We start from the raw sequence: 24,079 nt of genomic DNA on the forward strand, positions 1-24,079 counted from the left end.
GGGGGGGGGTTGAAAATAAAGAAAATAGAGAAAAACTCATAAAAACCCTAATAATACACTTAAATTCTTATCTAAAAACTAAAAATAATCCAGAAAGAATTAATATTTTGGTTGAAATATATCAAGAATTACAAAAAGGTAGCCAAACTCCTGATCTTATTGATATAGAAGAACTTGAATTTAACAAAGAAGACATTTTCAAAGAATTATTTTATGCTTTAGGCGGTTTAGGAAGTATGTATTCCGTAGAAATGATACAATCAAGAATTGCAAATTTCATCAAAATACTTGGCGGAGAACCTAAACTTTTATTAGAAAGATTTACAGCATAGACTTCAAAAAGAAGTCTATGTAAATACTCAATTTTAGAAAAATTAATTATTCAATAACGCAGCTTTTATTGTATCATTTGTTGCTTTGGCATATATAGTAGTAGTATTTAGATTTGCATGTCTTAGAATTTTTTGTATGACCACAAGGTTTGTTCCTTTGGCTGTTAATCTCATGGCTAAAGTGTGTCTAAGCAAATGAAGTCCTTTTTTACTGATCAAAGCTTTAGCATAAATATTATTTACAATCAAAAAAGCATTGCTTCTATTTAAATGTTTTCCTGTGCTAGTTTGCATTATGTAATCACTATCTTGGATATTTTCTTTAAAATATTCAAGCTCATCATCTACTTCTTCTTTTTTAATAAATGCAAATTGTTCTTTACCGCCCTTGCCTATTATGGATATTTTTAATATTTCATCATCAACCTCTTCAAAATCACAAAGTTTTACATTTAAAGCTTCAGAAATTCTAAGTCCTCCATAAAGCATAAGTTTTATCAGTAAAGAATTTCTAAAACTATTGTAAACTTCTTTTTTTGCTTTTTCTTTCTCTAAAACATTATTTAGCCTTATAATTTCATTTTCATTAAGATAATTTAATTTTTCTTCTGATTTTTCTGTTCTAAATCTAATTTTCTTCATATCAAAGGAAAAAACAAACAAATCATCATTATTATCGCTTATAAAAGAAAAAAAGCTAGTTAATACTCTCAAATAAGTTATTTTTGTTTTTTTTTGATAGTTTATTGCCATTTTTTGAATTATTTTCTAAATAATTAAGAAAATTGACTAAAAAAGTCGTTTTTATATCGTTTATTTGCATTTTATCTTGATAATCTAAAGAATATTCTACAAGATCTAGTAAAATACGCCTATAAAACAATAAAGTGTTCTTTAAATATAATATTATCTATATAAATAAAATTTCATATAATCTACATACAACATCAGAAATTGATAATAAATATTTATCTTGATTTATCTTATTGATGTTTTTAAGTTTTATTCCAACAATTTCATAAAACTTTAGTTTTATTGTATTTAATTTATCTTCAGTGTAAAAAATTTATATTTTGCAATTAGTCCTTCAAACAATTTTATAGATGTAAAATCTATATTTTCAAGTTCTTTGCTATACAAATAATTATTTATAACTTCTTTTAATTCAACTTACAAAACCAAATCTAGAATATGATTTTATTTTAGTGGATGAAGCACAGGATATCAACGCTTGTGTTATCGACATTGTTCTTAACCAAAAGCAAGCTAAAAAAGTTTTTATAGGAGATACATTCCGAAGCATTTATAAATTCAGAGGTGCTGTAAATTCCTTAGAAGTATTAGCATCTATGCCAAAATCTCATATTTTATATCTAACTCAAAGCTTTAGATGCCCACAAAGCATAGCTACTATTGCCAATTCTTATTTGGGAATTTTAAATGCCCCAAGAGATTTTAAAGGAACGCTAAAACCAAGAAAGGAAAATAATGAAAATGAAGCAAAAGCTATAATATGCAGAACTAATGCTAAACTATTTGATATAGCAGTAGAAAATTTAAATAAAAAATTATTTTTTGTGGGAGGGGTGAATAGTTATAGTTTTGATGAGTTATTAGACATACAAAATCTTCTTTTTAAAAAACACAAATATATCAAAAATCAGTTTATTGCAAAATTTGCCGACTTAAAAGAACTTCTTGAATATATCAACGAAACTAAAGAGGTTGACTTAAAACAAAAAATATTTGTTCTTTTTAAATATGTACATAGCGATATTATAAAGCTTATCAAAGATATTGAAAAAAGCTGTGTTAAAGAACAAGCTGATTTGATATTAAGTACAAGACACAAGAGCAAAGGTTTAGAGTGGAATAATGTTGAAATTATTGATGATTTTTTAAACATCAAGCAAGAACTTGAAGAAAGAGAACAAATTGCCATAGCAAAAGAAGAATTAAATCTTTTGTATGTGGCAGTTACAAGAGCTAAAAATTCTTTAAACATTAACAAAGATTATTTGCTTGAAAAAGATTTTATAGAAAAAAATTAGAAAGGATAACAATAGAATGAAAATAATTAAAAAACTACAAGAAGATGGAAGCTTTAAAGAGCAAACTTATTATTCTGTCGATGAAGTTGCAAAAATGTACTCTGTAACCCATACAACAGTTCGTGTATGGAACTCAAGAGGTGTTCTAAAAAGCTTTAAATTAGAAAAAGGTTATTACATATCAAAAGAAACCATTCTCGATTTTCAGAAAATAGAAGACCCACCCCCAAAAAAAGAGAGGAAAAATGGTTGAAAAATATTATAATAGAGAAGAAATAGCAAAGATGCTTAATGTAAATATCCTAACAATTAGAAATTGGGTTAAGTCAGGATATATTAAGGAATATAAAATTAGTACAAATGTAAGAAAACCATTATATAATCTTGAAGAAATTGAAAAAAATTAAACTCCAATTCAAACAATATATAACAATCAATCACTCGCCTATGCTCTCGCTTCTTTTAGCGGGAGCGGTATATATTCAATCAACTCTTTAATATACACTTTTAAATACAATGGTAAAAATATTAAAAAAATAGGAATAAACATAATGTTTATAATTTTCCTAACTTTTATCCTAACTTTTTATTTTTATGCTATTTATAAATATTGTATAGTAGTGTTTTTATTAGCATTATTCAAATCTCGCTAACCGCACCATTATTTAAAATTATAATCATTTAACTTAAAATACTAACTATTTAAAATCAAATTTCAACTTACAATTTCTTAAAGTTACAAAAAATAAAAAATATTAGTTTTTTTAAAAAACTTAAAAAATATTAAGATTTTTTTTAAGTATAAAGAATATAATTCTATCCGTTTTCAAAAACCATCCCTTAAAAAGGATTATTCAATGTTTGTTTTTATACCATTATTTACAATTTTTATTTTACTTGCAGGCGGATATTTTGCCAAAAGAATTGGCGTTTTAAAGCAAAAACAAGCTAGGACTTTTTTAGATTTTGCTATTATTTTTGCTTTACCTTGTTTGATTTTCGATAAAGCATATCATTTAAATTTTGATTTTTCATTGATTATTTTTATTTTTATTGGATTATTTAGCTGTATATTAGCAGCTTTTTTTGCTATTCTTATTGGAAAAGTTTTTCATTTTTCTAAAGTAACTTTAGTCAGTATGTTTTTGCTTTCTTGTTTTGGAAATACTATATTTGTGGGTATGCCTATTGTTGCTGGTATATTTAATGACCCACAATTTAGCGCTGAAGTTATATTTTACGATGCTTTAGCCACAACTTTACCTATATCACTTTTTGGACCTTTTATACTTTCTTTGGGAAATGGAGAAAAAGTCAGTTTGCTTGCTAATGTTAAAAAAATTCTTAGCTTTCCACCTTTTTTAGCTTTGCTTTTTGGTTTTTTGTGTAAATTGATTACTTTACCTGAATTTATTTTCTCTCCTATTCGTTTATTTGGTGCTTCTGCAACCCCTGTTGCACTTTTTGCTATAGGTTTAGGACTTGGCTTTATGGCGATTAAAACCTCTTACAAACCTACAGTAATTGTCATCTTTGCTAAAATGATTTTAGCTCCTTTATTTTTTGTATTTTGTTTAAAAATATTTAATTTAGAATTAAAAAATTCTACCATTGTTGCTATTATAGAAAGCGCAGCTCCTACTATGACCTTAGCAGGAGCTATGGTAATGAAAGCTAAACTAGATAGCAATTTAGCCGTAAGTGCTGTAGCCTTTGGAGTTCTTTTTGCTTTTGTTTCTATGCCAATTTTAATTTGGGCTTTGTTATAAGCTCAAATTATATGGCTAAATTTTTAGCTAATTCTTTAACTTTTTTAAGATCAACTTTTCCTGAACCTAGGAGGGGAATTTTTTCTATTTGAAAATAATATCTAGGTTTAAAAAGTGTAGGTATATTAGAATTTTTTATAATCTCACATACTCTTTCAAAAATTTCATTATTACATTCTATGAGTAAAGCAATTTGTTCCCCTTTTTTCTCATCTTCTAAAGATGTGACACAAAATTTAACCACTTCAGTATCTATGAATTTGGCAATTTCTTCTTCTATTGCACCCAAAGAAATCATCTCTCCGCCAATTTTTGCAAAGCGAGAATAACGATCGACAATATATAAAAAACCATCTTCATCCAAATGTCCCTTATCTCCCGTGTTGTACCATCTTATGCCATCAATTTCTTTAATAACTTCATCGGTTTTTTCTTTGTTATTAAGATAGCCTACCATAACTTGATGACCGCCTATAAGTATGAGTCCATCTTCATTTGTTTTTAAATTTTCATAATTATTTGGATCAACAATACGTACCGCAGTTCCAGGTAGAGGCATTCCTACACTTCCTTCTTTATTGGCACGATGTATAAGCCAATAATCCGCATCAAAACGATTTGGTAAATTTACACTCGCTACAGGTGTAGTTTCCGTAGCTCCATAACCTTCAAAAATGCTTTTTTTAAACTTCATTTCAAAAGCAGTTCTTACTTCATTTTTTAGTTTTTCAGCACCTGATACAACTATTCTTAAGCTTTCAAACATTAAAGCATCAAGTTTTTTATTTCTTGCATAAATTCCTAAAAAGGTTGAAGTTCCACACATAATAGTGACATTATTTTTAGCAACAGTTTTGGCAACCCCTAAGGCATCAGTTGGATCTGCAAAAGTGATACTTTTAATACCTTCAAGCAAAGGCAAAAATGTAGTTACGGTAAGTCCAAAAGCATGAAAAGGTGGTAAAGATGAGAGAATGACATCATTGTTTCTTGTGCAAAGCACATCAGAAATTTGTGCTATATTGCTTAAAATATTACGGTTATTGAGCATAACACCTTTTGGAGAACCCTCACTTCCGCTACTAAACAAAATAGCTGCGATGGCAAGATTGTTTTTTGAAGGAGTGAAGATGCTTTTGAGTATAAAACTAGGTATAATACTAACTGCTAACATCATGCTAAAAATTTTAGTTTTTTGCATTTTAAAATCTTCTACAATATCTTCAAAATAAATTAAATGTATATTTGTATCGAAATTTAGGTTTATACCTTTATTTGCTAATTTTTCTAAAAAAGTTTTAGAAGTATAAATTTGTGAAATTTGCGCATTTTTTATAGCTGCTTTTAGAGCTTTTTCTCCAGCCGTAAAATTAAGATTTACTGCAATTTTTTCTGCGATTAAAACAGATAGATTGGTTAAAGAACTTGCAAAAGAAGCAGGTAATAAAATTCCTATAGCTTCCTCTTTAGGAGCGTAACTTCCACGCCGAGAGTTAATGTTTAATTCTTTGGATTTTCTTTTAATAAAAAAATTAAGAATTAAACTAAGACTCAACATTTTTCTATAAGAAATATCTCCAGCTAGTGTATCGATAATAGCTATTTGATTTAGATTTTTTTTAGCTGTATCTATCCAAGCTCTTGCTATAGTATGCATAGCTTCGCATTGTGATTTCCAAGCCATAAAAGAAAGTTCAAAAACTTTAGCTTTAACTTCATCTTTTTTAGAATGCAAAGGCATAGCTTTACCAAAAGCTATAGCAATTTTTCTTTTATTTAAAGTGCGGTTTCTTGCTGAAAATTCTTCATCGCTTCTTGAAAAAGCACTACCCCAAAGTCCTCTTATATAAAAAGGAATAATTTTTCCATCATCTTCGCTTAAATATTCACAAGCTAATTCAAATCCTGCTTTAAATTCATTTAATTGTCCATGTCTTGAAAGCGTACCTTCAGGAAACAAGCAAACTAAATTACCTTCTTTGATATGCTTTGCTATCAGTTCTAAACTCGTCTTACTTCCTGTACTTGATACAGGAATAATACCAAATTTATCAAGAAAAATTTTAATATACCATTTAGAATAAATACTTCTTTCCATAACAAAATAAATTTTTCTTGGAATTGCCATTTGTACAACAGCCCAATCAATAAAAGAAATATGATTACCTAAAAGCAAAGCTCCACCTTTTTCTGGTATATTTTCAAAACCTTCTACAAGTAAGCGGTATCGTTGCAAAAAAGCTATGCTTAAAAGTATACGCACTAAAGAAAAGGGGAGTTTTAAAAGTATATAAAAACTTCCTATAAAGGTTACTAAAGTAATAAAATAAAACAAATAAACTACATTGATTTCAAATTTTGCAAATAAAGTTGCTAAGAGTAAAAATCCTAACATGGCAATATTTTGAAAAAAATTATTTCCTGCAAGAATTTGTCCCAATTCATTTTCTTTGGCATGAAATTGGACTAAAGTATTTAAAGGAATGATAAAAAGAGCTCCGCAAAATCCAAAAAAGAAAAATAAAAAACTATAACTTAATAAACTTACAAAATAAGGCATTAAAAAAGCCATTAAAAACATACCCAATGCACCAAGTGGAATAAGTCCAAGTTCTATATAATTTTTTGAAAATTTACCAGCTACTAAAGAGCCTAAAATCACTCCTATACCAGAAAAAGCGAGTGAAATTTGCACATAAAAAGTATTTTCTATGAAAAGTTCATTTTTGACAAAGACAGGAAAGCTAACAAGATAAAGTTGAGATATAGCCCAAAAAAATGAAATTCCTATTATGCAAAGCCAAATAGTTTTATTTTTAAAAACAAGCTTAAGATTATTTATTAGAAGTTTTCCATGAATATAGTCTTTTTTATTAAAAACTAAATCTTTATTTGTTTGTTTGAGCTTAGGTAAACGCCACGCAAAAAATACTTCGATACAAGAAAATAAAATTAGCACAATTCCTAAAGGCGCTACTTCTTTTAAAATTTCATCTGTTTGATTATACGTAGAGCTATAAAGACTTTCAAAACTTAAAGAAAATAAAGCCATTCCTGCTAAGATTGCCATAATGCTTACTGCATTAATTACACCATTGCCCATAGCAAGAAAGTCTTTTCCTACAAGTTCTTTGATAAAACCGTATTTGCTTGGTGAATAAATCGCTGCTTGTGCTCCCATTATAAAAGTAAAAATAAAAGCCATCCAAAAAGCACCGCTATAGTAACAAATGCAAATTATTAAAGTGAGTATAACATTGAAAATTGCTGAAATTTTCATTACAATATTTTTTGGATATTTATCCGCTAAAAAACCCGAAGGAGAAAGCATAAGAATAAAAGGAAGTAAAATCAAAGCATTAACTATAGCATTTAAAAATAACTGCTCGCTTCCTTCATAGGCCTTATAAATAGTATTTTGAATAATAATTTTATGTCCCAAATCCACAAAAGCATTGATGAATGCTATAAGTAAAAAAGGAATTAATCCGTAAATTTTCAAAAAAGATTTTTTTTGCATTATTTAAACCTCGTCAATTAGCACTTATTTTACAAATTTAGGAAAATTATCTATATTATCTTTTAAAATAATTCCATCGATTTTTAATTTATAAAATTTTTTAAAATTCTCTAATTTATCAACAATCATTAAAACCCTACTATCAAAAACATAAAATTCTGCAACCTTGCTAGCAAATTTTGCAAGTTTTTTATCATTGCATAGTAAAAATTTAGCTCCTAAAGCATTGGCTAAAAATATCTCGTCTTTATTTTGCACTAAAATAGCAAATTCAAAATCATTTTGACTTAAATAAGAAATCAATTTTTCATCATAAACAATACAATAAACTTTATTATCTTTAACTTCTTCAACACTTTCAATAAAAGAAAAATCTAAATTTTTTAATAATTTATATCCAATAATAAGCATTTTTTTCCTTAGCTCTATTTTTTATTATTTTGCAAATTATACTTATAAAATTGTTACCAAGCAAGATGGCGCAGCGGACGGGGCTCGAACCCGCGACCTCCGCCGTGACAGGGCGGCATTCTAACCAGCTGAACTACCGCTGCATCCAAAGTAAAGAAGTAGAGATTATAAAACCTATTTATGATTTTATAAAATGGTGGTCACTATAAGACTCGAACTTATGACATCCACCTTGTAAGGGTGGCGCTCTACCAACTGAGCTAAGCGACCTATGATTGGCGACCCCTAGAGGATTTGAACCTCTGTTTCCACACAGAGAGAGTGTTGTCCTGGGCCACTAGACGAAAGGGTCATAACCCTAACAATAAAAATGGTGTCCCGTGTTGGATTCGAACCAACGGCCCCCTCCTTAAAAGGGAGATGCTCTACCGGCTGAGCTAACGAGACAAGATGGCGCAGCGGACGGGGCTCGAACCCGCGACCTCCGCCGTGACAGGGCGGCATTCTAACCAGCTGAACTACCGCTGCATCCAAAGTAAAGAAGTAGAGATTATAAAACCTATTTATGATTTTATAAAATGGTGGTCACTATAAGACTCGAACTTATGACATCCACCTTGTAAGGGTGGCGCTCTACCAACTGAGCTAAGCGACCTTTATAATGGTGTCCCGTGTTGGATTCGAACCAACGGCCCCCTCCTTAAAAGGGAGATGCTCTACCGGCTGAGCTAACGAGACATTTTCTGAAATAAAAATGTGATTATGCCAAAATTAGCTCTATTTGTCAAGCTTTTTTAAATCATTTTTGGCATTTTCTCTCCAAATAACGAGAAAATATATTTATAGGTAAAGTCAAAACAAGATATGTAATAGCCAAAATTACATAAGCTTCAAGAGTAGCAAAAGTATAAGAATTTATCTCTTGTGCACTTTGGGTTAATTCATTTACAGCAATAACGCTTAATAATGAACTATCTTTAATTAAATTTGCAAATTGTCCACTCAGCGGTGCTAAAATATTTTTTAAAGCTTGGGGAAAAATTACATACGCAAAAACCTGCATCTCTTTTAACCCTAAAGCCCTAGCGCTCTCAAGCTGAGATATAGAAATACTTAAAATTCCAGCTCTAAATATTTCAGCTAAGTAAGCAGCAGAAAAACATGATAAAATAATAACTCCAGCTACATATCGATTATCAAGTCCTAAATTATTTGCAACGATATAATATATCAATAATACCTGCACTAGTAAAGGGGTTCCTCTGATAAGCTCTATGTAAAATATAGATAAAAATCTTAAAAAAACAATTGAACTTAAAGAAAAAGCACAAAAAACTCCACCCAAAATTATACTCAGTAATAAAGAAAAAAAACTGATTATTAAAGTATTTAAAAAACCTTGAAGAAATTTTTCTTTATAGGTCGCAATTGCACTAAAATCAAAATGATAAGCACTTATACTAAAACTACAATAACAAAACAATATTAAAAATAAAATCAAAAGAATTAAATTAGTGATTATTTTTGACTTTGATAGAGGTTTTAAAGGTTTAAAATTCTTATTTTTTTGGATAAACAAAGACAATAAAAATCTCCAAAATTACAATTTATTCATTTCTTAAAGTATCTAAAATGTTAATTTGAGTTGCTTTTTTTGCAGGATAAAAAGACGATAAAGCTATGATTATTAAAGCACCTATAATGGTTAAAGAAAAATCCATTAAAGACAAATCAAGTGGTAATTTACTGGTTCCATAAACATCAGCAGGTAAAGTTACAATATCAAAATTTCCTAAAAGCCATAAAGCAAAAAATGCAAGCATCACACCCACTATCATACCGCCGCCGCCAATAAGCATGCCTAAGGCAAAAAAACTCTTTTTTACCTCATTTTTGCTTGCACCTAGGGCAAGTAAAAGTGCTATTTCACTGCGACGATTCATTACTATCATCAATAAAGAACTTACTATATTTAAACTTGCAACCAAAATAATAAGCATCAATACTATAAAAAGCGCTCTTTTCTCAAGCTCTAAGGCTGAAAAGAAATTTTTATTTTGTTCCCACCAGCCTACTACAGCATAATCGTCTTTTAAATAAGATTTAATTTTTTCAACATCCTTAAAAGCATTATCACTATATACATGAACTCCATCATAATTTGGATTTTTAGGCATTCCAAGTACTTTTTTCAATGCATCAACATCTGTATACATATAAGCTTTATCATAAAATGCAAGCCCTGAAGTAAAACGCGCTTTAACATCAAAACGTTTAGTTTGTGGTACTAAAGAAAATCCACTAGGATTAAGATTTGAAAAAATAAGTGAAAGTTTGTCATTTTTATGCAAACCAAATTCATCAATAAGTGCTGATCCTACAAGTATATCAAAACCACTTAAATTCTCATCCTTTAAAGCTTTAGCAACCACTTCGTTTATTTTTTTTTCATCATTAAAATTAACGCCAAAAAGCACACCACCTTCAAAACGATTATCTCCCTTTACAACAACTTGAGTACTTATATAAGGGCTAAATAACAAATTTGGAAATGTTTTTCTTAACTCATCTATAAATTCATCATTTACAGGAGCGTAAAATTTAGGCAAAATAGTAATAGGATAATTCATCACAAAAAAGCGTTTTTCAAATTCTTTATCAAAACCATTCATAATTGCCATAGCTACAAGCAAAACGCAAAGTCCTACACAAACTCCCAAAAAGGCCAAAAGCATAGAAAGATTGATAAAGGGTTGTTCTTTATCAAATCTTAAATATTTAAAAAGTAAATATTTTAAAACGCTTTTATTCAAGCTAAAATTCCTTGCTTAGGACCACTTTTTCCATGGCATTCTTTAAATTTTTTTCCACTTCCGCAAGGACAAGGAGCATTGCGTGGAACTTTTTTAAACTCAGCTTCGCCAAGATTATCTTCGCTTGCGCCCATTTCTACTGAGCTTTGAAGTAGCTTTTCATTTTCTTCATTGGCTTTATTTTCTAAATTTTGTACCTCTTCTTGATTAAATTGCACACTAAAAAGTAGTTTAATACTATCAAATTTAATACGATTAACTAGCTCCAAGAAAAGATTATAACTTTCTTTCTTATATTCCACAAGAGGATCTTTTTGATTGTATCCGCGAAGTCCTATTCCTGTTTTTAAAATATCCATTTGATACAAATGCTCTCTCCAAGCATTATCCAAAACTTGCAAATATAAAATACGCTCTATATTACGCAATTCTTTAATCTCAAGTCTTGACATCTTTTCGTTATAAGAATTTTCAAGAATTTGACTTAGCTTATCTTGCATTTCAATGACGCTTAAATTTTCAAAATCTTTTTCACTAATCTGAGTTGAACACTCATATAAAATTTTTGCTTTCAAATTTTCAAAATTTACGTTAGAACCGCTTTCATCAAGCATATAATCATTCATTACATTTGCGCTATATTCAGCGATATTTTGAGAAATTTTAGCTCTAATATCATAGTTTTCATCTAAAAGCTCATTACGATAACGATAAATAGTTTTTCTTTGTTCATTTGCTACATCATCGTATTCTAACAAATGCTTTCTGCTTTCAAAATGTAAGCTTTCTACTTTTTTTTGCGCATTTTCAACCGCTCTTGTAACGATTCTTGACTCTATGCTTTCGCCCTCTTCTATACCTAAACGATCCATAATGCTTTTAATACGATCCCCACCAAAAATTCTTAAAAGATTATCTTCTAAACTTAGATAAAAACGACTTATTCCAGGATCGCCCTGCCTTCCTGCACGACCACGAAGTTGATTATCAATACGGCGACTTTCATGTCTTTCTGTACCTATGATATAAAGCCCACCCAAAGCCCTAATCTCATCATCGATTTTTATATCCACACCACGACCTGCCATATTTGTAGCGATAGTTACGGCACCTTTTTTACCTGCATCTTGGATAATCAAAGCTTCTTGCTCGTGATTTTTAGCATTTAAAACATGATGAGGGATTTTCTCTTTTACAAGCATATTGTGAAAAACTTCACTGCGTTCTATACTTGCGGTTCCTACAAGCACAGGCTGACCTTTAGCATTGGCTTTTTTAATCTCTTCAATTACGGCTTTAAATTTTTCATTTTGAGTTTTATAGATAAGATCATCTTTATCTTGTCTTTTAATAGGAATATTTGTCGGTATAGAAATAACATCTAAACTATAAATTTGAGAAAATTCAGTCGCTTCTGTTTGTGCAGTTCCTGTCATACCTGCGAGTTTATTGTACATTCTAAAATAATTTTGAAAAGTAATATCTGCTAGAGTTTGGCTTTCTTCTTGAATTTTTACATTTTCTTTAGCTTCTAAAGCTTGATGCAATCCTTCGCTAAAACGACGTCCTTCGCTTAAACGCCCTGTAAATTCATCAACGATGATAACTTCATTATTTCTTAAAACATAATGCACATCTTTTTCAAAAAGATTATGTGCCTTTAAAGCTTGATCAAGCTGATGTGCTAAGATAGCATTATCAAGACTGTATAAATTTTCTACACCAAAAAGTTTTTCAGCCTTAGCAATACCTGCTTCGGTAATCAAAACACTACGATTTTTCTCATCTACCACAAAATCACCCTCAGGTTTTGCAGGAGGTAAAACTGCTTCGCCTTTTTGCATTTGCTTAGCTACTTCATTGGCTTTAATATAACCATCTAAAGTGCGATTTGTAGGGCCGCTGATGATAAGCGGAGTTCTTGCCTCATCAATTAAAATACTATCTACTTCATCTACAATAACAAAATTATGCTCTCTTTGAACTTTTTCAACTTTTGAAAATTTCATATTATCACGCAAATAATCAAAACCAAACTCATTATTGGTTCCATAAGTAATATCGCAATCATAAGCTTGCTTGTGCTCTATGTCATTATTTTGAGAAGAAAGAATCACGCCTACGCTAAAACCTAAAAAATTATAAATCGCACTCATTTGCTCAGCATCTCTTTTGGCTAGATAATCATTCACTGTAACGACATGTACGCCTTTGCCACTCATGGCATTTAAAACTACAGGCAAGGTCGCTACAAGGGTTTTACCTTCTCCTGTTTTCATTTCTGCGATTTTTCCATCGTGTAAAACCATACCACCGATTAACTGCACATCAAAATGACGCATATTTAAAGTTCTCTTACCTGTCTCTCTGACTATAGCAAAAACATCATTTAAGATATCATTTTCGTTTTTTTCTCCGCTTAAAATTTGCTCTTTAAATTTTGCAAATTCGGCTTTTAATTCATCATCGCTTAAATTTTGATATTTGCCTTCTAAAGCATTGATTTGTGCTACACGCTTGAAGTATTTTTTAACTTCACGATCATTTTTTGTTCCAAAAACGGCTTTTAAGGTATTTAAAAACATTTTTAAACCTTTATAAATTTTTCAAACTACCATTATAACGATTATTTAATTAAAATTAGCTAGAATGATATAAAAAATATAATTTTTTTAAGGAAAATAAATGAAAAAAACATTCTTGATATTTTTTATTTTTATAGGACAACTTTTTGCCCTTGATCTTAATTTTAATACCTTTTCAAGCAATTTTATCCAAATAGTAAAATCCAAAAACTCTACACTTTCTTATTCTGGACATTTTATACTGAGTAAAGATCAAGCATATTGGAGTTATGATACTCCTAGTAAAAAAGAGATTTATATTAACAAAAATCAAGTAACCATAATAGAGCACGATCTAGAGCAAGTCATTTTCTCTCATCTTGATAACATTCCAAATCTTAATGAAATTTTCAAAAAAGCAAGTCTTATAGATAAAGATAAACTTGTAGCAAAATATGATAATATAAATTATACAATTAAACTCAATCAAGAGCAAATTCAAAGCATATCCTATAAAGATGAATTTGAAAATGATGTTATAATCAATCTAAACAATCAAATTAAAAATCCAAAAATTAATTCCGATGTTTTTAAGGCAAAAATTCCGCAAAATTATGATATAGTTCGCTAATTTTGCGTTGTATTTTCATCAAGCTTTATATCATAACCTGTTTGTGGTAAATGATAAGGCTTGCTTGCGTTATTTTCTTTGAATATTTGTGGAGGATTGGCGATTAAATCTCTTTTAATTTTTTCTTCTATATCTGGAGTCATTTTAGGTGTATTTAAATTATCTATATTGATTTCTCCATTGTCATTTTTATTTTCTTCATCTGAATCTTTGAAAAGCTGTTCAACTTGCTTGGCTTCTAAATTTGGAACACTAGGAGTTGGGATCTTTTCAACACCAGGAACTTGAGTTTTAGGAACTTCTAAGTTTTCAAGTGCTTTTTTTACCTCGCTGCCCATACCTTTCTCTTTAGCCTCAGTACTTTCTAAAAAGCGTTTAAACTCCTCTAAATCAAATTTTTCCACTCCGCTTAAAGATATGATATATATATCATCTAATTTAATCTTATACTTCTTATCTAAAAATTTTTCTAAAGTTTTTTTAAAATTATTTTTTCCAATTTCTGTAAAAATATCTTCGTAAAAAAACCCTGAAATTACTGTATTTACAGCATCAATCAACTTATTTTCATTTTCTTTTAAATTATTCCCATCAAATTCCAAAGAAATTTCAACTTTTTTAAGAACATTTGCTCCACTTTTAGAATACAAATCTGTTCTTATTTTATCTATTTCAAGATTTTGAGCATTTAAACTCAAAGCCAAAAAAACACTTAAAAATATTTTTTTCATTTAATGCCTTTAAATGATTTGTTCTTGTATTTCAAGATCTAAAAAATTATGTTTTTTATAAAAATCAATCACATTAGAATCTATTTTTAAAATATTAGCAAAATAAAATCCAAAATTTATCTTTTTTGTAGAATAAATTTTTAAAGTATTTGGATTTGTAGCGCGAGAAAGAGCGACATAAAGCTGTCCATTTTCAAAAATATGATCAATATCACACACTAATTTTTCAATGCTCATACCTTGTGATTTGTGTATAGTAATAGCATAAGCTAATTTAATAGGAAACTGTGTAACACTTGCAAGAATATTAACAACAAGATCTTTACCTGATTGTTCAAGTTCTTCCATGAAAAAAGTATAAGGTTCAAGTAAAATTTTCATCCCATTATTTTTAATAATACTAATATAAATTTTCTCCTCTTCATAAAGAATATCTTCTATAATGCCTTGCTCACCATTATAATAATTCTTATCCCAATTATTTACACAAAAAATAATACGAGCACCTATTTTAATATTTAATTCTTCCAATATATTTAAGCTTCTAATCCAAGAATCAAGTTCTTCATCTTTTATTCTCTTATCTTCTTTTTTAACCTGAGCCTTAAAGCATACAAGTGGGGTCTCAAGTTTGCTTAATTTTTCTTGATTAATATTGTTTACTTTTTTATTGATACCACAAAGTAAAGTATAATCATCTTCTAAATTTTCTAATTCTTTATAATCAATTCGCAAAGATTCAAAAAAGCTTAAAATTTTTTCATCTAAAAAACCTTGTCTAATCAAAGATAAATAGTTATAAAATTCCATATTTTGTGTTCTTTTAGGTTGAGAAAGTTTAATGTTCTTAAAATTTAAATCTTGCCAAAAAAATGAAGAAAAAGCATAATAAGAATGATTAAATAAAGTTTCTTTTTTTTCTTTAATTACGGGAGGCAGTTGAAAAAAATCTCCTACAACTAAAATTTTTCCATTAAATTGAGAATTTTTAAGTCTAAAGCCTATCATTTCAAAAACACTTGCGCTAACCATGGAAATTTCATCAATAATAATAAGCTCAATCGTTTTTAAAAGCTCTTTAAGTTTTGTTAATTTTTCTTTTTGTTTTTGATTGCGATCCAATGTGCTTAATTTCATCATATCATCACAATACCCTAAACAAAAAAAGCTGTGTAAAGTAACACCGCCTATATTAAACGCCGATAGAGCACTAGAACCAAGAGCTATGGCTAATTTTTTTTGTTTTCTATAAGATTTGATAAGCTCATTTGTCAAAAAGCTTTTACCAACTCCAGCACCACCACTTAAAAAAACATTATCATAAGCTAAAATTTTTTCTAGTTTATCAAGCATTATATTTCCTTGGCTTTAATTATAACTATTTTTTCTAAAAGGTTGATTATGAAATCTTGTTTATATTTTACTTTTATAGTGCTATTTTTAACAGCTTGTTCAACAAAAAATTTAACTTCACTTCATCATGAAAATTTAGAACAAAAAAATGAAAATCAACATTATGCAAAACTTGAATACGAACAAAATGTAAGCATTTTGCCACAATTTGCTTACGATATTAATTTTGATGCAAAACGATATAAAAAATATTTCTTTAACCCTTGGCATGATTCATTTAAAAATAACAAAGGACAAAATATTTTTTGGTCCTTTCCTTTATATTTAAATTCAAAAAATACTTATTATTTTTTCAATAAACAAATTATTCCACTTTCATGGTTTAAAAACGCTATAAATAATGCAAATATCCAAGAATTTGGCAAACTTAATCAAAAAGCTTTGATTATCCAAAATACAATCGTTAAAAATCTTCCAACCCAAAGAGCTATCTTAAAAAATCCTTTTTTTGAAAATGAAGGAATTCCTTTTGACTATGCAAGCGATGGCATTTTAAATGCTGGAACCCCTGTCTTAATTTCACATTTCAGCAAAGATAAGCGTTATGCTTTTGTTTTAGGTGAAGCTGGGTTTGGATTTGTTGAAAGTAAAAATTTGGAATTTTTCTCAAACGATAGAGCGAAAATCTATGAAAATCTTAGCTTTATCACACCATTAAAAGAAAAATTTCCTATCTATAGCGAAGATGGTAAATTTTTCTTTGAAAGTAGAATTGGCGCTATTTATCCTTACTACAAAGAAGATAAAAACTATTTTTATGGAAAAATAGGTTCTAAAAAATATAAAATTTCTAAAAAAGACGTATCTAAATTTCCTTTACAATTCAATGATAAAAATTTAAAAAATCAACTTTCACAAGTTTTAAATTTGCCTTATGGCTGGGGCGGTTATAATTTTGAAAGAGATTGTTCTTTACTAACTCGTGATATCTTTTCAGCTTTTGGACTTTATCTACCAAGAAATTCAGCTGCACAAAAAAATTCTTTTAATCATTTTGATATAAGCACTCTTAGTAATTCTCAAAAAAAAGATTTTTTAAACCGCTTTGGGAAAGCTTATCTTAGTTTACTTTATTTACCTGGACATATTATGCTTTATGCAGGACAAATTACAGATAATAATATTGCCATACATAATATATGGGGCTTAAGAAAAGATGCAACCCAAAGACTTCTCATAAGTTCTAGCGTCATCACTTCTTTAGAAATAGGAAAAAATGAAATTTTAGAAGATAATTTGCTTTTATCAAGACTTAAAGAAATAAGTTTTATAAATTTAAACAAACAAGAAAAAGAGCAAATAAAAAGCTATCTTGAAAATATACAAAACAAATAAGATTTATTGATTTAATCAATAAATCTTTTAGTTAAATCTGCAAAATATTCTATGCGTCTATCTCGCAAAAAAGGCCACCAACGACGCACATTTTCACTTCTTTTTTTATCTATTTCTATGATTTTTACACATTCGTTTTGAGAATCTAAAAGACAAAGTTCTTCACCTTGAGGGCCAAAAACAAAAGAATTTCCCCAAAATCTAATGCCCTCTTCTACCCCACTTGCATCTTTTTCAAAACCTACTCTATTGATAGCTACTACATATAAACCATTAGCTATAGCATGTCCTTTTTGAACACCAAGCCAAGCATTGAGCTGTCTTTGTTTTTCTTCATCTTTATCCTTATCAAACCAACCAATTGCCGTGGGATAAATAAGAATCTCAGCTCCTTTTAAAGCCATAATTCTTGCTGCTTCAGGATACCACTGATCCCAACAAATAAGCACTCCAAGCTTGCCTAAACTTGTATTTATAGGTTCAAAACCCAAATCTCCAGGAGTAAAATAAAATTTTTCATAAAAACAAGGATCATCAGGTATGTGCATTTTGCGATATTTGCCTGCTATAGAACCATCTTTTTCAAAAACTACTGCAGTATTATGATAAAGTCCGGCACTTCGTTTTTCAAATAATGAAGTAATAAGCACTATTTGATTTTTTCTAGCTATATTTGCCCAAAATTTCACATCTTTTTCATAATCATTAGCATAGTCAAAAAAATCCACATTTTCACTTTGACAAAAATACTCACTTTGATGAAGTTCTCCCAAACAAATAAGCTCAGCTCCTTGTTTAGAGGCTTCTTCTATAAATTCGCAAGTTTTTTTTATAGTTTGTTCTTTGTTTGAGTGAAATTTTTGTTGTATTAAAGCGATTTTCATTGTCTTTGCCTTTCTTGTTCTGCATCATCATAAGGATCTAAATGAATTTGTATATCCCATTTTTCATTTTCAAACATCTTACGCACACCTTCTTCTATTTCATCTGAAATTTTATGCGCATTTAAAAGCGAAATTATAGGGCAAAAAACCAAATGCACGCTTAAATAATTACAACTTGGAGTTTTACGCGTCTTTAATTCATGATAGGAAATTATTTCAGGATTATTAGAAATCAAAATACAAATTTTATCCACTTGTTCCTTAGGTAAAGCCTCATCCATTAAAAAAGCCAAAGCTTTTTTAATGATTTTAAAAGCAGAAAATGCCGTATAAAGACTGATCACTATCCCAAAAATAGCATCAATAATATGTAAATTTGTAAAATAAATCAAAACCAAAGCCCCTAAAGTACAAGCATTGGTTAAGCAATCTGTTTTGTAATGCAAAGCATCACTTTCTATAATCAAACTTTTGGTTTTTTTAGCTACATAATTTAAAAAAAGTACAAGAAAAAAAGTCATAATTAAAGCAAAAATCATCACATAGATGCTTGAATTTAAATCTTTAATTTCTTCTTTATAATAAATCTTTAAAATACTCTCATAAAAAATAAAAATCCCCACGCCAACTATAAAAACACCTTCTAACAAACCCATTAAAGCTTCAATTTTAGAAAAACCAAAATTATAATTTTCATTCGCCTTTTGTGAGCTTTTTTTAAGAGCTAAAAAATTAAAAGCAGAAATAGCAAAATCCATTAAAGAATCAATCGCACTTGAAAGCACTGCAACAGAACCACTTGTTAAGCCTACTATAAATTTAACCAAGGCTAAAACAATAGCACATAAACTTGCTACAAGAGTTGCTTTTTTTTGCAAACTCATCTTAAACCTTTGAAACGATTTTGACAAGAACAATGCAAAGAACCGTTTTGTCGTAAAAACACTCTTGCATCTACTCCTATAATTTTATGATTGGGTAAAGCTTTAGAAAGTCTTTTAGTTATGATTTCATCATTTTTATCCTTATAAAAAGGCACAATTAAAGCATTATTTATAAAAACAAAATTCGCATAAGTCGCCCCCAATCTTCTTCCTTTATAGTATAAAGGCTTAGGTATAGGAAGTTCTACTAAATCAAAGCCTGTTTTTTTAAGCTCTTCTTTCATTTTTTGCAAAGGCAAATAATGCTCATCCTCTTCATCTTCACAAACACAATGTGCTATGGTATTTTTATCTATAAATCTTGCTAAGGTATCGATATGATGATCTGTATCATCACCTTTTATGAAACCATTTTCTAGCCAAATAATTTGTTTTAAACCAAAAATTTCTTTTAATTTTATATCAATTTGGGTTTTGTTTAGATGAGAATTTCTATTTTCATTTAAAAGACAATGAGAGCTTGTAAGCATCACACCCTCTCCATTAAAGTCAATACTTCCTCCTTCTAAAACAAAATCCACCTTTTTAAGCCCCTCTTTAAATTTTTCTTTAAAAAGCTTAGAATTTACAGCATTATCAAGCTCACTTTGAAATTTATTTCCCCAAGCATTAAAAGTAAAATCAAGAGCCTTTAAACGATTATTTTCTACTATATCTATAGCTCCAAAATCACGTATCCAAGTATCATTTGTATCACATTTAAAAAACTCAACATTTTTTATATCTTTAAAATTTTCAAAATCACTCTGTTTAGGAGCTATAAGTAAAACTTTTTGAAATTCACTTACCACTTTTACAAATTCTTTATAACTTTGCAAAATTTCCTCTAAATATGGACTCCAATCGCTTTTTTCATGAGGTAAAGAAAGCATGAGGTATTCTTGCTCACTCCATTCAGGAATTGATTTTATCATTTAACTACCTTTTTTGATAATAAAATTATAATTGTATCATTTTTTGGAATTTTGTCAAATTTAAGAAGATTGCCTCGATATTTCGAGGCTTTAGTGTATTATTTAAAAAAGATTTTCATTTCATCATTACTTAAAACAAGTTTTCCATTTTCATTTGAAATTTTAAAAGTTCCTTTGAAATTTGAAAGGAAAGAATTTTCAAAATCCATTACATCCATTGGGTGACAAAGCATTTGAGTTGAAGCTACGCGATCACCTTCGATTTGCAAAGTATCTGCCTTAGTTTGGTAAGAACCAAAAAAACGATTACATCCTGAATAACCGTAAAATTTATTATTTTCAAAACTAATATTTGGACTTTCCTCTGCGTTTTTTGGATCAAAAGTTTTACCATTAACTATAATTTTTTCTATTTTGAAAAGCTGGTTCTGCACAAGTTCATTATTACCTTTAGAAGCAGATGAAGTAACAGAAGTACTAGCACAACCCGCAAAAAAAGTTGCAGCTAAAGCAATTTGAAGCGTTTTTTTCATTTTATTCCTTTAAATTTGAAATTGGTTAAGTTCGCTTTCGAGATTATGACACACTATTTTTAACTCATCTGCAACTTGAAGCAGAATTTTAGAAATTTCTTCATTCTTTTCACTTACTTCGACATTTTTTTGCATACGAGAAAGTAAATTTTGTATATTCTCTTGGGAAATTTTTATTTTTTCAGTACATTGAGTTACCAAAGCCCTAGCATCTTCGTTGCATAATTTAACCTCATTAGCATCATCAACCAATAAAGTGGTGTCATCATTTAAAGCTTGTATACTTTGAGCATTTTTCTTTAATTCTGCGCTAACCTCATTAATACTTTGCAAAAGCTCTTTTGTAATTTGAGCTACATTTCCCAAAAATTCTTCACTGTTCTGAGCCAACTGCCTAACATCCTCAGCAATTACAGAAAAACCTCGTCCAAATGCACCAGCCCTAGCTGCTTCTATGCCAGCATTTAGGGATAGTAAATTGGTTTTATCTGCAATCTCATCCATCATTTGAGTTGCTTTTTGTATATTACCTGCTTGATTAACCATGTTTTCAACTTTTTTAGCCAATTCATTTTCATTTTGAGATACTGTTGATACTTTATTAGCAACATTAAACAAAGATTTAAGCATTTGCTCTAATAATAAAAAGGATTTTTCATTGGCACTATTTGCCTTATTTGACAAACTAGCAAGTTCTCCAAGTTCATTGCCAACATTTGCACCAAGTTTAAAACTTTGATCTATTTGTTTATGACTTTGTGAACTGATATCACTTAAAGAAATAGCATTTGAATTTAAAAGATTGCTTTGTTTTTCTACATTTTTTGAATTATGACTTGCACCGCTAACTGCCTTGTGAGTTTTTTCGATAAATTGATTGATATATCCACAAGCTAAAGCAATTTCATCTTGACCTTTAACTGAAATACGAGCTTTTAAATTGCCACTTCCTTGAGCTAATTCTTTAGCATGATTTAAAAGCTCTAAAACAGGCTTTCCAACAACAACTTTAAGCATTAAAAGAACCACACAAAGGGTAAAAATCAAAGCAATAGTAAATATTATAATATAAGATTGACTGGTTTTACTTATATCTTTTTGAACACCTTCTAAAGAATGCGATATATCCATAACCCCTATCACGCTCCCTACATTAGCATTTGCATGACAAGCAACACAACTTTCATCTGCAATCAAAGGGCGTATCAATCTTAAATGCACAACACCATTTACATTTTCTTCTAAAGCTTGAATTTTAGGATTTGAAAATTGTTCTATAATACGCTTATCATTTGAAATTTGAGGGGCTTTCATCTCAAAAAGATCTATAGTATCTTTTGAAGGATAAATTTTAATATCACTAATACCCTCTATACTTTTTGCATCTTCAATGGCTTCTTTAATTTTTTCAGGATCTCCTAAATTCATAGCCATTCTCATTGTTTGAAAAACAGAAGTACTTACGGTATCTAAATTTGCCCTGCTCATTTTATTGGCAGTATTTTTAAAGTCCAAATTTAAAATCACTTGCATTACAATAAAACTTATAAGCAACACCACAAAAATTGCAGCAGAAACCTTAAATCCTATAGTTTTAAACATCATAGTTTCCTAAAAATAAAATTTTTCGGAAATATTTTACACATAATTTATTTAATTTTTATTGAATTATGTGTAAAAAACATAACATTCCATTAAACTTAATGTAAAAAATGTCTTACGCCTGTGAAATAAAGCGCCATACCATACTCATCAGCCGCCTTTACCACTTCATCATCTCTTATACTTCCGCCTGGTTCTACTATAGCTTTAACCCCTACTTTACTTGCTTCATCTATGCTATCTCTAAAAGGAAAAAAGGCTTCACTTGCTAAAACGCAACCTTGCAAATCAAGTCCCATTTCTTTAGCTTTAGCGATTGCTGCCTTTGCTGCATCGATTCTACTTGTCATACCCATACCTATAGCCACCATAGCGCCATTTTTTACATAAACAACATTGTTTGATTTGGTAAATGCTGCTATTTTCATAGCGATTTCAAGATCTTTTAATTCTTCCTTACTTGCCTCTCTTTGACTCATAAGCTTTGCATTTTTAAGCTCATCTTCGCCTACTTCATCGCTGTTTTGATATACAAAACCCCCATCAATATGTTTAAAATCATATTTATCAAAACTGCGGATTAAAAACGGACTTTCTTGAGTGAAAATTTTAATGCGTTTTTTACCTTCAAACACAGTTAAAGCTTTTTCATCTACATTGGCTGCAATGATTACTTCTACATAAATTTCATTGATTTTATTTGCTAAAGCCTCATCAAGAGTTCCATTGATTGCAACCACTCCTCCATAAGCACTGACGCTATCGCATTTTAAAGCATATATATAGCTTTGTACTAAATTTTCTTTTATAGCAAAACCGCAAGGATTTCCATGTTTTACTATAGCAATAGCTGGAGCTTTATCGAAACTACTAGCCAAATTTAAAGCTGCGTTAATATCGGTTAGATTGTTAAAACTTGCTTCGCCTTTAAGGGCTTTGAAATTTGCGCTAAAAAAGACATCAAACTCGTATAAAGCCCCTTTTTGATGTGGATTTTCTCCATATTTTGTATCAAATACTTTTTGTCCTACTATAAATTTGCTCGCTCCAAAACCTCCGTTAAAGCGTTCATTCATATAATTTGCAATATAAGCATCGTAATTTGCTGTATGCTCATAAGCTTTTATCATCAAATTTAAACGAAAATTCTCATCATTTTGACCTTTTTTTAAAGTCTCAATCACTTTTTCATAATCAAGTGGATCGCAAAGCACTATCACATCTTTATAGTTCTTTGCTGCACTTCTTATCATCGCAGGTCCGCCTATGTCGATATTTTCTATAATTTCATCAAAATCATCGCTCATAATGGTAGTTTTTTTAAAAGGATATAAATTTACACAAACTAGATCAATGCCTAAAATTTCATTTTCTTTTGCTTGTTTGATATGATTTTCATCGCTTCTTTTATGCAAAATCCCACCGTGAATCTTAGGATGCAAAGTCTTCACACGCCCTTCAAAAAGCTCAGGACTTTTTGTAAAATCACTCACTTCTATAACTTTTATTCCATTTTCTTTTAAAAGCTTAAAAGTCCCGCCTGTTGAAAGAATCTCAAAGCCTAAATTTCCAAGCTCTTTGCCAAATTCTACTATGCCTTCTTTATCACTCACACTAAGTAATGCTCTCATT

General features: G+C 29.5%; 21 protein-coding genes and 7 tRNA genes. 7 read left to right on the plus strand and 21 right to left on the minus strand.

Features of this window, described 5'->3' with window-relative positions; translation table 11 throughout:
• Window positions 1-38 precede the first annotated feature (38 nt).
• A complete protein-coding gene (locus tag AJ888_RS07740) occupies window positions 39-332 on the plus strand; it encodes a hypothetical protein (RefSeq protein ID WP_180753251.1) in 294 nt (97 codons plus the stop codon).
• Window positions 333-374: 42 nt separating this feature from the next.
• On the opposite strand, the gene AJ888_RS07745 is transcribed toward AJ888_RS07740, so the two are convergent.
• Window positions 375-974: a tyrosine-type recombinase/integrase gene (locus tag AJ888_RS07745; RefSeq protein ID WP_079744356.1), complete on the minus strand. Its 600-nt coding sequence runs from the start codon at window positions 972-974 to the stop codon at window positions 375-377.
• Between the two features lie 563 nt (window positions 975-1,537).
• On the opposite strand from AJ888_RS07745, the gene AJ888_RS07755 reads away from it, so the two are divergent.
• The 4 genes from AJ888_RS07755 (at window position 1,538) to AJ888_RS07765 (ending at window position 4,152) form a co-directional block, all read left to right on the plus strand.
• Window positions 1,538-2,383, plus strand: a complete 846-nt coding sequence (locus AJ888_RS07755; protein ID WP_250643783.1) for a 3'-5' exonuclease — start codon at window positions 1,538-1,540, stop codon at window positions 2,381-2,383.
• 16 nt (window positions 2,384-2,399) lie between these two features.
• Complete coding sequence (locus AJ888_RS07760) at window positions 2,400-2,636, plus strand: helix-turn-helix domain-containing protein (RefSeq protein WP_070248686.1); 237 nt, start codon at window positions 2,400-2,402, stop codon at window positions 2,634-2,636.
• On the plus strand, window positions 2,629-2,790 hold the full coding sequence (locus tag AJ888_RS09265; RefSeq protein ID WP_153882520.1) for a helix-turn-helix domain-containing protein: 162 nt from the start codon (window positions 2,629-2,631) through the stop codon (window positions 2,788-2,790). The genes AJ888_RS07760 and AJ888_RS09265 overlap by 8 nt, the downstream gene beginning before the upstream one ends.
• Window positions 2,791-3,240: 450 nt before the next feature.
• Window positions 3,241-4,152 (plus strand): AEC family transporter, encoded by a 912-nt coding sequence (locus AJ888_RS07765; protein WP_002861688.1) that lies wholly within the window; start codon window positions 3,241-3,243, stop codon window positions 4,150-4,152.
• 7 nt (window positions 4,153-4,159) lie between these two features.
• Here the strand turns inward: AJ888_RS07765 and AJ888_RS07770 are convergent, their stop codons facing one another.
• The 12 genes from AJ888_RS07770 to secA all read right to left on the minus strand — a co-directional run bounded on the left by AJ888_RS07770 (window position 4,160) and on the right by secA (window position 13,481).
• Window positions 4,160-7,672 carry an acyl-[ACP]--phospholipid O-acyltransferase gene (locus AJ888_RS07770; RefSeq protein WP_070296230.1) on the minus strand — a complete coding sequence of 1,171 codons (3,513 nt, stop codon included), beginning with the start codon at window positions 7,670-7,672 and terminating at the stop codon, window positions 4,160-4,162.
• A gap of 24 nt (window positions 7,673-7,696) precedes the next feature.
• The gene (locus AJ888_RS07775; RefSeq protein ID WP_002861690.1) at window positions 7,697-8,083 is read right to left on the minus strand and encodes a hypothetical protein; all 387 of its coding nucleotides are present in this window, start codon (window positions 8,081-8,083) and stop codon (window positions 7,697-7,699) included.
• A gap of 66 nt (window positions 8,084-8,149) precedes the next feature.
• Window positions 8,150-8,226 (minus strand) — tRNA-Asp (locus tag AJ888_RS07780).
• A 51-nt stretch (window positions 8,227-8,277) separates the two neighbouring features.
• Window positions 8,278-8,353, minus strand: a tRNA-Val gene (locus AJ888_RS07785).
• A gap of 6 nt (window positions 8,354-8,359) precedes the next feature.
• Window positions 8,360-8,435: transfer RNA gene (locus AJ888_RS07790), tRNA-Arg, on the minus strand.
• Window positions 8,436-8,454: 19 nt separating this feature from the next.
• Window positions 8,455-8,530: transfer RNA gene (locus AJ888_RS07795), tRNA-Lys, on the minus strand.
• Window positions 8,531-8,534: 4 nt separating this feature from the next.
• Window positions 8,535-8,611: transfer RNA gene (locus AJ888_RS07800), tRNA-Asp, on the minus strand.
• Between the two features lie 51 nt (window positions 8,612-8,662).
• Window positions 8,663-8,738 (minus strand) — tRNA-Val (locus AJ888_RS07805).
• A gap of 7 nt (window positions 8,739-8,745) precedes the next feature.
• A tRNA-Lys gene (locus AJ888_RS07810) sits at window positions 8,746-8,821 on the minus strand.
• A gap of 61 nt (window positions 8,822-8,882) precedes the next feature.
• Window positions 8,883-9,668, minus strand: a complete 786-nt coding sequence (locus AJ888_RS07815; RefSeq protein WP_002861691.1) for an amino acid ABC transporter permease — start codon at window positions 9,666-9,668, stop codon at window positions 8,883-8,885.
• A 22-nt stretch (window positions 9,669-9,690) separates the two neighbouring features.
• Window positions 9,691-10,896, minus strand: a complete 1,206-nt coding sequence (locus AJ888_RS07820; RefSeq protein WP_002861692.1) for an ABC transporter permease — start codon at window positions 10,894-10,896, stop codon at window positions 9,691-9,693.
• On the minus strand, window positions 10,893-13,481 hold the full coding sequence (gene secA, locus AJ888_RS07825; protein WP_002861693.1) for a preprotein translocase subunit SecA: 2,589 nt from the start codon (window positions 13,479-13,481) through the stop codon (window positions 10,893-10,895). Before secA ends, AJ888_RS07820 begins: the two co-directional genes overlap by 4 nt.
• 100 nt (window positions 13,482-13,581) lie before the next feature.
• Between secA and lolA the strand changes: the two genes are divergently transcribed.
• On the plus strand, window positions 13,582-14,091 hold the full coding sequence (gene lolA, locus AJ888_RS07830) for a LolA-like outer membrane lipoprotein chaperone (protein WP_002861694.1): 510 nt from the start codon (window positions 13,582-13,584) through the stop codon (window positions 14,089-14,091).
• On the opposite strand, the gene AJ888_RS07835 is transcribed toward lolA, so the two are convergent.
• Both AJ888_RS07835 and pif1 read right to left on the minus strand, forming a co-directional pair.
• Window positions 14,088-14,822 carry a hypothetical protein gene (locus AJ888_RS07835; protein WP_002861695.1) on the minus strand — a complete coding sequence of 245 codons (735 nt, stop codon included), beginning with the start codon at window positions 14,820-14,822 and terminating at the stop codon, window positions 14,088-14,090. The two genes, lolA and AJ888_RS07835, sit on opposite strands and share 4 nt — an antisense overlap.
• Window positions 14,823-14,831: 9 nt before the next feature.
• Complete coding sequence (pif1, locus tag AJ888_RS07840; RefSeq protein ID WP_002861696.1) at window positions 14,832-16,175, minus strand: ATP-dependent DNA helicase Pif1; 1,344 nt, start codon at window positions 16,173-16,175, stop codon at window positions 14,832-14,834.
• 48 nt (window positions 16,176-16,223) lie between these two features.
• Here pif1 and AJ888_RS07845 point away from each other — a divergent pair, with 48 nt between their 5' ends.
• On the plus strand, window positions 16,224-17,570 hold the full coding sequence (locus AJ888_RS07845) for an SH3 domain-containing C40 family peptidase (RefSeq protein WP_002861697.1): 1,347 nt from the start codon (window positions 16,224-16,226) through the stop codon (window positions 17,568-17,570).
• A gap of 11 nt (window positions 17,571-17,581) precedes the next feature.
• On the opposite strand, the gene AJ888_RS07850 is transcribed toward AJ888_RS07845, so the two are convergent.
• From AJ888_RS07850 to purH, 6 genes are all read right to left on the minus strand, one after another.
• Complete coding sequence (locus AJ888_RS07850) at window positions 17,582-18,454, minus strand: N-carbamoylputrescine amidohydrolase (protein WP_002861698.1); 873 nt, start codon at window positions 18,452-18,454, stop codon at window positions 17,582-17,584.
• On the minus strand, window positions 18,451-19,338 hold the full coding sequence (locus AJ888_RS07855; RefSeq protein ID WP_002861699.1) for a cation diffusion facilitator family transporter: 888 nt from the start codon (window positions 19,336-19,338) through the stop codon (window positions 18,451-18,453). Before AJ888_RS07855 ends, AJ888_RS07850 begins: the two co-directional genes overlap by 4 nt.
• The gene (locus AJ888_RS07860; RefSeq protein ID WP_002861700.1) at window positions 19,335-20,312 is read right to left on the minus strand and encodes an agamatine deiminase; all 978 of its coding nucleotides are present in this window, start codon (window positions 20,310-20,312) and stop codon (window positions 19,335-19,337) included. Before AJ888_RS07860 ends, AJ888_RS07855 begins: the two co-directional genes overlap by 4 nt.
• A gap of 98 nt (window positions 20,313-20,410) precedes the next feature.
• Window positions 20,411-20,845: an META domain-containing protein gene (locus AJ888_RS07865; protein ID WP_002861701.1), complete on the minus strand. Its 435-nt coding sequence runs from the start codon at window positions 20,843-20,845 to the stop codon at window positions 20,411-20,413.
• 9 nt (window positions 20,846-20,854) lie between these two features.
• Complete coding sequence (locus AJ888_RS07870) at window positions 20,855-22,447, minus strand: methyl-accepting chemotaxis protein (protein WP_002861702.1); 1,593 nt, start codon at window positions 22,445-22,447, stop codon at window positions 20,855-20,857.
• Between the two features lie 98 nt (window positions 22,448-22,545).
• The gene (gene purH, locus AJ888_RS07875; protein WP_002861703.1) at window positions 22,546-24,078 is read right to left on the minus strand and encodes a bifunctional phosphoribosylaminoimidazolecarboxamide formyltransferase/IMP cyclohydrolase; all 1,533 of its coding nucleotides are present in this window, start codon (window positions 24,076-24,078) and stop codon (window positions 22,546-22,548) included.
• Between the last annotated feature and the right edge of the window lies 1 nt (window position 24,079).

The organism is Campylobacter sp. BCW_6467 (genome assembly GCF_001762855.1).
In the GTDB taxonomy this organism is placed as follows: Bacteria; Campylobacterota; Campylobacteria; order Campylobacterales; family Campylobacteraceae; genus Campylobacter_D; species Campylobacter_D jejuni.